This is a genomic window from Stenotrophomonas sp. YJH_SMC_106-19, assembly GCF_059368375.1.
Window position 1 is genome coordinate 389,948 of the sequence record NZ_JCAFRQ010000003.1, and the last position, 12,620, is coordinate 402,567.

Here is a 12,620-nt window from a genome sequence, read left to right on the forward strand (position 1 = left end):
GCACCTGCGAGAATGCGCTGCATGCATGGCTGCCCCTTCCCTTCCCTGCGTCGCCTGACGGCGTTGCTGATGTGCCTGCTGCTGTGCATCGCCCTGCCCGCCCACGCCGTGCAGCGCCCGGCAGTGAGCAGCGGGCTGCCCGGCTACGAGCACACCGCCTGGCGGGTGGGACAGGGCGCACCCGGCGATATCTGGGACATCGCCCAGGATCGCGACGGCCTGCTCTGGCTGGCCACCGGCTCCGGGCTGTACCGCTTCGACGGGCGTCGCTTCGAGCGGCAGCCCGCACCGCCCGGCAGCCGATTTCCCTCCACCAACATGGTCACCCTGGTGCCCGGCGATGGCGATGCGCTGTGGATCGGCTATTTCCAGGCGGGCATCAGCCAGTTCGCCAATGGCCAGCTGCGCAACTTCGGGCGCGCGGAAGGGGTTCCGGTCGGCGTGGTGCCGCGCTTCAGCCGCGACCAGCACGGACGCCGCTGGGCCGCCATCAACGGCGGGCTGCGCTGGTTCGACGGCAAGCGCTGGCGGCCGCCACCGGCCAGCGCAGGCCTGCCCGAGCGGCGCGTGCAGTGGGTCCTGCAGGACAGCCGCAATACCTTCTGGGTGCTGGCCGACCTGAAGATCTGGAAACGCGCGCCGGGTGCCGTCCGCTTCGAGGACACCGGCATCGCTGTCTCGCAGATGGCCACGTTGGTGGAGAGCCCGCTGGGTGAGGTGTGGCTGGCCGACCGCGTGCGCGGCACCTCGCCGCTGGCCAACGCGGAGGGTGTGCTGCCACAGCACGAGCGCGAGGCACGCCGCCTGCCGGAGCTGGTCGCTGCGCGGCTGCAGTTCACCGCTGATGGCGCGCTGTGGGCGACGATGAGCCCGCACGGTGGGGTCGCCAGGGTCACGTTCGATGGCAGGCGCGCCGTGCGCATGGAACGTTTCGATTCACCGGATGGCCTGACCGCAACGTCGGCCGTGCCGATCATGGCCGACCGCGAAGGCAATATCTGGGTCGGCACCAATCTCGGCCTCAACCGCTTCCGCGCGCGCAGCGTGAAAACGCTGTCGGCCGGTCCTGCCGATCCGTATCGCTCGCTGGTCCGTGCCAGCGATGGCCGCGTGTATGGCTACGGCGAGGATCTGGCACCTTATGACCTGCGCCGGGAGCTGCTCGACGGCAGTGGCGCGCAACTGAAAGCCGCTGCACGCGGCGCGCCGACGCCGATCTGGCAATTCGACTGGGTCAATCTCGCGCGCACGCGTAACGGCCGGACCGCACGGATCGCACTGCCGGCGCCGTTCACCGGCCAGCCACTGCACGCGCTGCTGTTTCCCGATGACGAGCAGGCCTGGGTCTGTACCGGCGAGCGCGGCGTGCTGCATTACGCGCAGGGCCGTTGGCAGCGCGAACCGCGCCTGCCCGAGCAGGCCTGTTCCTCCCTGGCAATGGACGACAACGGCCAGCTGCTGCTGGGGTATGCCGATGGACGCCTGCGCCATCTGGGTGATAGCACGATCGAGACCTTCGGTGCCGCGCAGGGGCTGTCAGTGGGGCCGGTGACTGCCCTGCTGCAGCAGCGCGATCTGTTGCTGGTCGCCGGCGAATCGGGCCTGGCCGCACGCCTGGGCGGCGGACGTTTCATGCCGGTACGAACCGACCTTGCGGGCGTGCTCGAGGGCATCACCGGCATGGTGGCCGATGCACAGGGCCGGCTCTGGCTCAACGGCAGCCGCGGCCTGGTGCGTCTGGACAGCGCGCATCTGCGGCACGCGCTGCGCGCCGGCCTGCCGGTGACGCCGCGCCTGTTCGATGCCGTGGACGGCATGCCGGGCGTCGCCCTGCAGAGCGGTCCGATCTCCACGGCGGTGCTGGCCGGTGACGGGCTGCTCTGGCTGGCCACCAACCAGGGCCTGGCATGGCTGGACACGACCCACGCGCACGTCAACAGCATGGCGCCGAGCGTCCGCATCGGCGATGTGCTGTACGGCAACGTGCACGAACCACTGCGTGACAATCTGCGCCTGCCCGCTGGTACCACCCAGCTGCAGATCGACTACGTGGCCCTTTCACTGGCCCGGCCCGAACGCAACCGCTACCGCTATCGACTGTCGGGTGTCGACGAGGACTGGCAGGACGCCGGCAGCAGCACCCGCGCCTACTACACCAACCTGGCCCCCGGCAGCTACCGCTTCGAGGTGGAGGCCGCCAACGAAGACGGCATCTGGAGCCGGGTGCCGGCGCATCGCAGCTTCCGCATCGCACCGACCTTCATGCAGACGGTCTGGTTCAAGCTGCTGTGCGCGCTGCTGGTGCTGGCGGTGCTGGTGATGGCCGTACGGATCCGCAGCGGACAGCTGGCCGCGCTGTTCCGGGCCCGGCTGCAGGAGCGCAACGGCGAACGCGAGCGCATCGCCCGTGACCTGCATGACACGCTGCTGCAGGGCAGCCAGGGCCTGATCCTGCGCCTGCACGCGATCAGCCAGTCACCACAGACACCGGAAACCGTGCGCAGCCAGCTGGAATCGGCGATGCAGCTGGCCGAACGCAATCTGGCCGAGGGCCGCGAACGGGTCAACGCCCTGCGCGACGGTCCCTTCGCGGGTCGTGATCTGGCCTCGGCCCTGGCCGATGTGCACGCTGAGTACGCCGGCCAGGGCACCAACCCACTGCGCCTGACCGTGGAAGGCACCCCGCCCCGCCTGCAGCCGGATGCTGCCGAGGAGGTGTTCCTGATCGGCCGCGAGGCGATCCGCAATGCATTGCGGCATGCGCACGCCAGCGCCATCGAGGTCGAGCTGTCCTACGGTGCCCGCTGCTTCCTGCTGCATGTCCGCGATGACGGCGTTGGCATTGCCGACGACCATGCCGGTGCCGGCCACTGGGGGCTGCAGGGCATGCGCGAGCGCGCGCAGCGGCTGGGCGCGGCGCTGAAGCTGTGGACGCGGCCCGGCCTGGGCACTGAAGTGGCGCTGTCGGTCCCCGCGCGCCGCCTCTATCACCGAAGGCCGTCGCGCTGGCGCTGGCCCTGGAGCAGACCTGACCATGACTGAGCTCTCCCCTCCCATCGGCGTGCTGGTGGTCGATGACCACCCGCTGCTGCGCGACGGCCTGGCGGCCCTGCTCGGCGCCCAGCCGGACCTGCGGCTGCTGGGCGAAGCTGCCGACGGTGAAGAAGCCATCGCGCAGTACCAGCATCTGCAACCGGACGTGGTGCTGATGGACCTGCAGATGCCCCGGCTGGACGGTGTCGAGGCCATCATGCGGATCCGCGCGCTCGACCCGCGTGCCCGCATCATCGTGCTGACCACCTACCGCGGCGACGTGCGCGCGGTGCGCGCCCTGCAGGCCGGTGCCAGCGCCTACCTGCTCAAGGACATGCTGCGCCATGAACTGATCGATACCATCCGCATGGTGGCCGGTGGTCGCCGTGCGCCTATTCCACCCGCGGTGGCCGCCAGCATCGCCGCGCACGTGGTGGAGGACCGGCTGTCGCCGCGCGAAACCGAGGTGCTGCGGCATGTTGCCGGCGGACTCTCGAACAAGCGCATCGGCGAACGCATGCAGATCTCGGAGCAGACGGTGAAAGCGCACATGAAGAGCCTGATGGACAAGCTGGGCGTCGGCGACCGCACCCATGCGGTCACACAGGCCCTGCGCCGCGGCATCATCAGCCTGGACGACAGCGGCCACGATTGACGCGCGGCTGCGCGCGCAGCGCTCAGCGCAGGCGGATCAGCAGGCTGCCACCGGCACAGAGCGTCGCCAGCCATGCCACCCCATGCCACCCCCACTGCGCCAATGCCAGGCTGCCAAGTGCGCCTCCGGCCGCCATGCCGATGAACATGCCGGTGAACAGCACTGCATTGAGACGGCTGCGTGCGGCGGGCGCCAGGCCATACACCAGTGTCTGGTGGGCCACCAAAGCCGACTGGAAGCCGAAATCGAACAGCAGTGCGCTGGCCACCAGCAGCGGCAGCAGTGCCGCTGCGGGCAGCCACGATTCGGCGAGCAGCAGTGCAAAGCCAAGCAATGCCACCATGATCGCCAAGCGTGCCACTGCGGGGCTGCCCAGCCTGTCGGCGAAGCGACCGGCGAACGGCGCCGCCAGCGCGCCCGCCGCACCGGCAATACCGAAGGCGCCGGCGGCAGCACTGCCCAGTCCCAGACGCGCATGCAGCATCAGCGCCAGGGTTGACCAGAACGCGCTGAAACCCACCGCCAGCAACGACTGGCTCGCCACCGCCCGGCGCAGCTGCGGCTGCTCCCGCCACAGCGACAGCAACGAGCCCAGCAGCGCCGGATAGCGCAGGGTGCTGGTGGATGCGAAGCGGGGCAGTGCACGCGCCATCACCACCCCCATCGCCGCCACGGACACGGCCGCCAGCACGAACTGGGTGCGCCAGCCCCAGGCCTCGGCCACCATCCCGCTGACCACGCGCGACAGCAGGATGCCCAGCAGCAGACCGGTCATCACCCGTCCGACCACCTGCCCGCGTTGCGCATCCGGAGCCAGCGCCGCAGCGGCAGGCACGATGTCCTGGGCCAGCGTTGCCATCAACCCGACCAGCAGGCTGGCCATCAGCAGGCCCGGCAGGTGCCCCGCCCCGGCCGCTGCGGCGAGTGCAACCGACAGCAGCGCGGACTTCAGCAGGATCAGCGACCGGCGGTCGAAACGATCCCCCAAGGGCGCCAGCAGCAGGATGCCCAGCGCATAGCCGAGCTGGGTCAGGGTCGGCACCAGACCTGCCGCGCGCTCGCCCGCGGACAGGTCCTGGGCGATCAGTCCCAGCATCGGCTGGCTGTAATAGAGCGATGCCACCGAAAACCCGGCACCGGCCGCCATCGCCAGTACCAGGGAGGTGGAAGGAGCCACGACCGGCGGGGCGGTCACGGAAAGCGTGGGGGTGGACATCAGCAACTCCAGTCAGGGAACGGGAGGTAGCCTGCGCCTATTCGCCTCACGTCTGTAGTAGGATCAAATGAATACTTTTCATACATGGTGCGTATGATGGACATGGCCCCGGGCGCCGACCGGCTCGACCTGCTGCGCACCTTCCTGCGCATCGTCGACGCCGGCAGCCTGTCTGCCGCCGCCGTGCAGCTGGGTACCACCCAGCCCACCGTGAGCCGCCGCCTGCAGGCACTGGAACGGCAACTGGGCCTGCGACTGCTGCACCGGTCCACGCATGGTCTGCAGCTGACCGAGGAGGGCATGCGCTGCCAGCGGCACGCGCAGCGGGTGGTGGAAGAATGGGAAACGCTCCAGGCCGAACTGCAGGGACAACCCGACGTGCTGCGTGGGCGCCTGCGTGTGATGGTGCCGCATGCGTTTGGACAGGCACAGCTGCTGCCGACCATGCTCGCCTTCCTCGCCCGGCATCCACAGTTGAGCCTGGAGTGGATCCTCGAAGACCGGCGCCCGGACTTCATTGCCGAGGGCGTCGACTGTGCGGTGCGGGTCGGCCCGGTGGACGAGCCACGCATGGTCGCGCTGCCGCTGGCCGAAGTCCCACGCATCGTGGTCGCCGCGCCTTCGCTGGTCGATCCCGATGCGGTGACCACCGCTGCACAGGCGCAGGCATTGCCCTGGATCTCCCTCGTCACCTACTACCGCGAACGCCTGCTGCTGTACGACGCACGCGGGCGTCCGCACACACTGTCGATCACGCCGCGCCTGCTCAGTGACAACCTGTTCGTGGTCCAGCAGGCGGCGCGTGCGGGCCTGGGTGCGGCGGTGGTATCGGCCTGGCTGGTCGCCGAGGATCTGGCGCACGGCCGCCTGGTCCAGTTGTTGCCGGGCTGGGAAGCGCCGCCCCTGCCGGTGCATGTGGTGTTTCCTGCCGCGCGCCAGCAGCCGGCGCGGCTGCGCGCCTTCATCGATGCGATGAAGGCCGCCCTGCCGCAGCTGCATGGCATGCGGCCGACTCCCGGTCTCAGTTCAACCGCGCCTTGATCAACGGTCGGAGCAGGTAGTTCAGGACGCTGCGCTTGCCGGTCAGGATGTCCACATCCGCCACCATGCCGGGAATGATCGGCAGGGCCTCGCCGTGCCGCCGCAGCTGGCTGCCATCGGTGCGGATCAGCACCTGGTAGAACGATTCCTTGCCCCGCGGCGTATCCTCCTCGATGGTATCGGCACTGATCTGCTCGACGGTGCCGCTGAGTTCGCCGTAGATGGTGTAGTCATAGGCGGTGATCTTGACCTTGGCCGGCATGCCCGGCACCAGGAACGCGACGTCGCGCGGCTTGACGCGGGCTTCCACCAGCAGCCGTTCCTCCACCGGAATCACCTCCATGATCGGCTCGCCGGGAGGAATCACGCCACCGCGGGTATTGATCAGCACCGTGTTGACCCGCCCACGCACGGGCGACAGGATCTCGGTGCGCCGCAGCTGGTCCTGCCGCTGGTGAACGATCGGCTCCAGTGCGGACAACTCCGCCTTCAGCTTGGAGCGTTCGGTATAGGCTTCCTGGAAATAGGTGTTGCGCAACTCGCTGAGCTTGCCGGTCAACGTGGCGATTTCCTGGGTCAGCTTCAACTCTTCCATCTGGCTGACGGCGTTGCGCGCGACCAGCGGCCGCACGATCCGCAGCTGGTCGCGCGCGATCGACAGCTGCTGGCCGATGGCTGCCGAACTCTGCTGCAATGTCGCACGGCGGGACTGGTACAGCTCCCGCTCCGAACGTGCCAGCGCGCTCCCGGCCGGAATGTCGTCCGGGAACTCGATGGCACCTTTGCCCAGCACCTCCGCATCCAGTCGCGCGATTGCGGCCCGCAGCACCTGCGACTGGTTGGCCGATTCCTCGTAGTTGGTGCGGAAGTGGGTTTCCTCCAGCCGCACCAGCGGCTGGCCCACTTCGACCAGGTCTCCCTCCTTCACCAGCAGGCGATCGAGGATGCCGCCTTCCAGGCTCTGGATCTTCTGCATGCGGCTGTACGGCACCACCCTGCCCTCGCCACGGGTCACCTGGTCCAGCTGCGCAAGCGCGGCCCAGCCCACGGCGATGGCCACCGTCGCCAGCAGCACCCACAACAGCGGTCGGTACACGGGATGCGTGGACGCCAGCAGTGGATCCGCAAGCTCGCGCCGCAGTCGCTGCGAACGCTTCTGCCGCTCAACCATGATGTCCTCCTGCGACCGCGGCGATCGGCTGCACCTGGTTGCCCTGCACCACCTGCTCCAATGGGCCGTCCATGATGATCCTGCCGTTGCGCATCACCACGGCACGCTCGACGAGGGCCAGCATGCTGCGCTTGTGGGTGGTCAGTACCAGCGTGCGCTGGCCGAGCCAACGCTGCAGGAACTGGATGACATGGGTCTCGCTCTGCTGGTCGAAGGCGGCGGTGGGCTCATCCAGCAGCACGACAGGCGGATCCTGCAGGATCACCCGGGCCAGGCCGATGGCCTGGCGCTGGCCACCGGACAGGCTGCCGTTGCCCATCACCAGCTGGTCCAGCCCCAACGGATTGCCGCGCACGAAAGGCCCCATGCCCACCGCATCCAGCGCCTCCAGCAGTTCCTCGTCCCGCCAGGCGGCACCTTCCAGATTGAGGTTGTCGCGCAGGCTGCCATGGAACAGCGCCACGTCCTGCGGCAGATAGCCGATGTTGCGTGCGCGGTCACCGGGATCGATCTGTGCCAGCGCCACATCGTCCAGCAGCAGGCGTCCCTGCTGCGGCGTCACCAGTCCGGACAGAACACGCAGCAGGCTGGACTTGCCGGCACCGTTGCCGCCCAGCAGCGCCACCCGCTGCCCAGGTACGATGGACAGCGCCTGCACGTCGACCACCCACGGCCCTTCGCCCAGCGCCAGGCGGACATCGTGAAGCTGGTAGGCACCCTGCAGGCGCGACCGGTGCACGAACCGGGCGCCCTGTGGGCGCTCCTGCTCGGCGCCCATCAACTGGTCCAGCCCCTCCATGGCGACGCGGGTGTGCTGCCAGCGTCCCAGCACCGCCGCAACCTGCGCCAGCGGCGCGATCGCCCGCGATGACAGGATCGAGCACGCCACCAGTGCGCCCACGGTCATCGCACCGTCATTGATGCGGTAGACACCGAAGGCAACCACACCCACATACGCAAGCTGCTGCACCACGGCCGCACCATGGCTGAGGCTGGCGGTGAGCGTACTTGTCTTCAATGCCGTTCCCGCCAGCTGCGCCGTCAGGCTTTCCCAGTGCTTCAGGCTGCGGCCTTCGGCACGCGTGGCCTTTACTGATTCCAGGTGTTCAAAGGCCTCCAGCAGCACGCTGTTCTTCATCGCCCCTTCGCGCAGATTCTGCCGCGACAGCTCACCCAGCCGGCGCTGCGCGAGCACGCCCGGCAGCACCATCAGGACACAGGCCACCACCGGCACCCAGACCACATGCCCACCGATCAGGGCGATCAGCAGCAGGAACACGAACACGAACGGCAGGTCGCTGAGCAGCGCAGCGGTGGACGAGGTGAAGAAATCACGCACGCCCTCAAACTCGCGCACCTGCGTACTGAATGCCCCCATCGACGCCGGCTTGGCGTTGATCCGGGTACCGAGCACGCGGGCGAACAGCAGCGTTCCCAGCTGCAGGTCCATGCGCTTGCCGAGCACATGCAGCAGCTGCCCGCGCAGGACGCGCAGCACCCCTTCGATGATGACCGCCAGGGCAACGCCACTGGCCAGCACCCACAGCGTGTCGAACGCTGCCACCGGCACCACCCGGTCATAGACCTGCATGGCGAAGATCGCCGTCGCGATGGCCAGTAGGTTGGCCACGAATGCGGCGGCCCCCACCTCGACATAGGAGCGCCACAGCTGACGCAGTGGCCCGTAGAACCAGTGCTCGCCCCGGCCCGCGGCGAAATCGCCGACCCGGCCATCCGAGCGGAAGCGCGGTTTGGCGAACACTGCCGTACCACTGTACAGCGCCTGCAGTGCCTGCAGCGGCATGGCCTGTGTGCCACCCTCGGCCTGTGGCACCTCCACCTGCGCCTGGCCATCGCTGATCGCCGTCAACAACAGCGTGTTCCCATTGTTCAGCAGCAGCAGGACCGGCAGCAGATAGGCGTCGATGTCGGTCAGCTCGAAGGCCTCCACGCGCGCGTTCAGGTCCGCCCGCCGCAGCGCGCGTGGCACCCGCTGCAATGGCAGCCGCCCGTGCTCCAGAGCAATGCCGTCAACCAGCTCGGCAGCACCCAGTGGCCGGCCCAGCCGCTCGCACAGCAGCAGCAGGCCATCCTGCAGCGGGTCGCGCGGCGTGTTGCCGCTGCCGGTGGTAGTCGATTCAATGCGCGGCGTCTGCATGCGTCCTCCCTCCAAGCAACTCACCCAGCTGCCCGATCTGGGCGGCAGCGCGATAATCGATACGGACCCGCTCCATGCGCAGAGTTGCCAGCTGGCGTTCGGCCTCCATCCGCTCGCGCTGCACGCTGAGCAGATCGATGATGTCGCGGCGTCCGACCTGGAACTGGTCGTGATACAGGCCGCCGACGTGCGTGGACTCCTCCACCTGTTGCTGCAGCGCCTGCTCACGCAGTACCAGCGCATCGGCGTTGTCGAACAAGGTACGCATCTTGCGCCGCAGATCACGGCGGGTGGCGTCTGCACTCCACTGCGCCGCCTCCAGTCGCTGCCGGGCCGCCGCCGGCCGCTGGAAATTGCTGAAGCCGCGCAGGACATCCATGCGCAGGCGCAGCGAAACCACCGAATCGTTCTCCATCTGGCCGCCGATCTCGCGGCGCAGCGCCGATGCCTCCACGTTGAGCTGTGGCTTCAATGCCGCGCGCGATTCGGCCAGCTCCGCCTCGGCTGCCGCGGCATCCTCGCGCGATTCCCGCAGCAGCGGCGCGGCCTCGATTGCTGCATCCAGGCCGTCACGCTGCCACGCCCGCCGTCCGGCAGGCAGGTCCGGCGCCTGCAGCGGGCCAGGATCCCGGCCCAGCAGCAGGGCCAGCTGGTTGTTGGCATCGCGCAACGCGCCTTCCTCGAACGCCAGCTGGTCCTGGCCGCGCGCGAACTCCAGCTGCGCGCGATCCAGCTCGGTGCGGTCGGCGTAGCCGCTGCCGCTGCGGTCGCGGGCCATGCCGCGGACGCCCTCGATCCGCTGCAGGAAGTCACGCACGGCCACCACTCTTTCGCGGGCGACCAGCACGTCCAGGTAGGTCTCGATGATATCCAGCGCTGCGTCGTCCCGGGCGACCTCCAGCGCTGCCAGATAGCGGCGCTGGGTCGCACTGGCGGCCTCGACCTGGCTGCGCGTCCGGCCCCAGTCGAACAGCATCTGCGACAGCGTGACGTCGTACACCATCTCGGACATGTGTCCGGCCTGCGGTCCGCCAGAGACCTGCAGTGCGGGAAAGTAGCCCCCCCGTGCGATTTTCACGTCGGTGCCTGCCCGTTCCGCTTCGCTCAGCGCCGCACGCACCCGGGGATGGATCGCCAGTCCGGTCTGCACAGCCTGCTCCACACTCATCGCACTGGCGCCCGCCGGCAGGCCGCACAGCAGGAGGAGCGCGAACGCTCCTCCTGCCCACCGCCTTCGGCTCCGCCGTTGCGGCATCAGGCCACCACCTGCACCGAGTTGTCCTCCACCAGCAGCGTGGTGCTGCCAAAGGTGTACACGTCGTAGGTCACACCATTGATCAACTGGGTGGTTCCGGTGTTGACCGCACCGATGACGTTCAGCACATCGTTGCTCTCGCCGGTGATCTGCAGCGTGTCGTTGCCATCGGTGATCGCCGCCACCTCCGCCGCAGTGAGGGTGAGCACGCTGCCCGAATCTCCCGTGCCCAGATCGATGCGCTCGATGTTGCTGAGCGTGCCCACACCGGCCGAGTTGTAGTCCAGGTCGATGCCATTGGCCAGGATCAGGGTGTCGAATCCAGCCCCTCCATCGATGCTGACGAAGTTGGTGGCGGTGATCTGGATCGCGTCGTCGCCGTTGCCGGCGACCACGTGATCGCCGCTGCCGACGTTGAAGATCAGATCGCTGCCATCGCCGCCGTTGATGTGCTCGGAACTGCCGTTGGCGCCGGACAGTACGTCATTCCCGGATGTACCGTTGACATCGATCTGACCGATGTTCAACGACAGGCCGTTCGGACTCAGCGTGACGCCGTAAGCAGCGCTGTCGTTGCCGTTGGAATCGGTAGATACCAGATTGAAGGATATCTGCGACCCAAGGTTGAGGATATCGGTGATGTTCAACCCGAGCTGGCTGAGGATGGTCGGACTGAGCAGGTTCAGCGAGAAGTTGCCGGAGGAATCGGCCTGGATCGGCAGCAGCTCGACGTTCAGCGCGGGCGTGATCACCCGGATCACAACGCTCGAATCCGGCTCGGTGGTGCCACTGAAGCCAAAGCGCGGACTGAGAGGATTGAGGCTGACGTCCACCCCGAAGTTGCCGATGGTGACCGGCTGTTCGATGCTGGTGCCGATGCCGATGCTGGCCACGTTGCTCGGATTGCCAGCCGGATCACTGCCCACGACCGACACCTGTGCGTTGAGCAGCTGGTCCCAGGTGAAGTCGATATCCAGATCGGTGAGCAGGTTCAGCGACGCCAGGCCACTGTTGTCGGCGGTGACCGTCGCCGTGGCCGTCACACCTCCTACCGTCAGCGTGACCGTCAATTCGGTGCCGGGTTCGGCGGAAATGGTCAGCAGATTGCCGACCAGCGACAGCACAGGGGTTGCGGGTGGAACCGTATCGATGGTGAAGGCTTCCGGCGCCGATGCGGTGCCACCGGCGACTTCGGCGGTGATAGTCGATGCGCCTTCCGGGAACGGCCCCATGCCAGCGGGCGGCGTCAAGGTCACGGTCACCGAACCGGCCGCGATGTCCGCAGCGGTCAGGGTGTGGCTGACATCGGCCTCGTAGCCGTTCTGGCCCGCGAACCTGACGGTGATGACCTGCCCGACCTGCATCGTCGGGCGAACGGTCACGTCGACCTGGATGCCGTCGCCGATTTCCGCAGCATTGATCCACGTGTCGGCGGCCTCCGGCACGCTGATGTCCGGTGGCGCAAGATCGGGGGCATTGATCGTCGCCGGACCGCTGGTATTGCCCGCCAGATCGATCGCCACCGCAGAGATCAGCTCGCCGGCAATCAACGGTGGTGCGAACGGCAGGCTGAAGTTGCCGCTGCCATCCACATTGACGGTGATCGGATTCGCGGTGTCTCCATTGACCACAATCCGGACCTGGCTGTTGGGCTCGGCCGTGCCGCTCAGCAGCGTACCGTCAGCACTCACGCTGAGCAGCGGCGCCGGCGGCGCCACGGCGTCCACCGTGGTGGTGGCCGGGCCGCTGTTGTTGCCCGCCGCATCCTGGGCCACCGCGTTGATCACGGTGCCATCGGGCAGCGCCGCTCCAGGAGTGAAGCTCCAGTTGCCGCTGCCATCGGCGATAGCCTGCCCGATCGGATCGCCGTTGCCATCTGTGAGGATCACCGTGGCACCCGCTTCGGCCGTGCCAGTGATGACACTGCCGTTGCTCGGGTCGATCACCGGTGCCGGCGGCGCCACCGCGTCCACCGTGGTGGTGGCCGGGCCGCTGCTATTGCCCGCCGCATCCTGGGCCACCGCGTTGATCACGGTGCCATCGGGCAGCGGCGCTCCAGGGGTGAAGCTCCAGTTGCCGCTGCCATCGGCG

The 12,620-nt window shown here is 68.2% G+C and carries 8 protein-coding genes; 3 read left to right on the plus strand and 5 right to left on the minus strand.

The genetic code is table 11. From position 1 onward, the window contains the following. The first annotated feature begins 12 nt into the window (after positions 1-12). Complete coding sequence (locus AC5P5M_RS12555) at positions 13-3,042, plus strand: sensor histidine kinase (RefSeq protein WP_495205974.1); 3,030 nt, start codon at positions 13-15, stop codon at positions 3,040-3,042. Continuing rightward, complete coding sequence (locus AC5P5M_RS12560; protein ID WP_065175264.1) at positions 3,035-3,688, plus strand: response regulator; 654 nt, start codon at positions 3,035-3,037, stop codon at positions 3,686-3,688. Before AC5P5M_RS12555 ends, AC5P5M_RS12560 begins: the two co-directional genes overlap by 8 nt. A 22-nt stretch (positions 3,689-3,710) precedes the next feature. Here AC5P5M_RS12560 and AC5P5M_RS12565 read toward each other — a convergent pair whose 3' ends face one another. After that, positions 3,711-4,904: an MFS transporter gene (locus AC5P5M_RS12565; RefSeq protein ID WP_253118584.1), complete on the minus strand. Its 1,194-nt coding sequence runs from the start codon at positions 4,902-4,904 to the stop codon at positions 3,711-3,713. Between the two features lie 93 nt (positions 4,905-4,997). On the opposite strand from AC5P5M_RS12565, the gene AC5P5M_RS12570 reads away from it, so the two are divergent. Continuing rightward, a complete protein-coding gene (locus tag AC5P5M_RS12570; RefSeq protein ID WP_065182966.1) occupies positions 4,998-5,945 on the plus strand; it encodes a LysR family transcriptional regulator in 948 nt (315 codons plus the stop codon). Here AC5P5M_RS12570 and AC5P5M_RS12575 read toward each other — a convergent pair. From AC5P5M_RS12575 to AC5P5M_RS12590, 4 genes are all read right to left on the minus strand, one after another. Then, positions 5,926-7,116, minus strand: coding sequence for a beta-barrel domain-containing protein (locus tag AC5P5M_RS12575; RefSeq protein ID WP_005414746.1), 1,191 nt, complete (start codon positions 7,114-7,116; stop codon positions 5,926-5,928). The genes AC5P5M_RS12570 and AC5P5M_RS12575 overlap by 20 nt on opposite strands. Then, complete coding sequence (locus AC5P5M_RS12580) at positions 7,109-9,274, minus strand: type I secretion system permease/ATPase (RefSeq protein WP_495205975.1); 2,166 nt, start codon at positions 9,272-9,274, stop codon at positions 7,109-7,111. The genes AC5P5M_RS12575 and AC5P5M_RS12580 overlap by 8 nt, the downstream gene beginning before the upstream one ends. After that, positions 9,255-10,529 (minus strand): TolC family protein, encoded by a 1,275-nt coding sequence (locus AC5P5M_RS12585; RefSeq protein WP_180875318.1) that lies wholly within the window; start codon positions 10,527-10,529, stop codon positions 9,255-9,257. Before AC5P5M_RS12585 ends, AC5P5M_RS12580 begins: the two co-directional genes overlap by 20 nt. After that, on the minus strand, positions 10,529-12,620 hold a 2,092-nt coding region (locus tag AC5P5M_RS12590; protein ID WP_495205976.1), incomplete at its 5' end, for an Ig-like domain-containing protein. The genes AC5P5M_RS12585 and AC5P5M_RS12590, both read right to left, overlap by 1 nt.

Coding starts and splice junctions, on each gene's coding strand:
- AC5P5M_RS12555 (WP_495205974.1), top strand. CDS start 13: ATGCGCTGCATGCATGGCTGCCCCTTCCCTTCCCTGCGTCGCCTGACG.
- AC5P5M_RS12560 (WP_065175264.1), top strand. CDS start 3,035: ATGACTGAGCTCTCCCCTCCCATCGGCGTGCTGGTGGTCGATGACCAC.
- AC5P5M_RS12565 (WP_253118584.1), bottom strand. CDS start 4,904: ATGTCCACCCCCACGCTTTCCGTGACCGCCCCGCCGGTCGTGGCTCCT.
- AC5P5M_RS12570 (WP_065182966.1), top strand. CDS start 4,998: ATGATGGACATGGCCCCGGGCGCCGACCGGCTCGACCTGCTGCGCACC.
- AC5P5M_RS12575 (WP_005414746.1), bottom strand. CDS start 7,116: ATGGTTGAGCGGCAGAAGCGTTCGCAGCGACTGCGGCGCGAGCTTGCG.
- AC5P5M_RS12580 (WP_495205975.1), bottom strand. CDS start 9,274: ATGCAGACGCCGCGCATTGAATCGACTACCACCGGCAGCGGCAACACG.
- AC5P5M_RS12585 (WP_180875318.1), bottom strand. CDS start 10,529: ATGCCGCAACGGCGGAGCCGAAGGCGGTGGGCAGGAGGAGCGTTCGCG.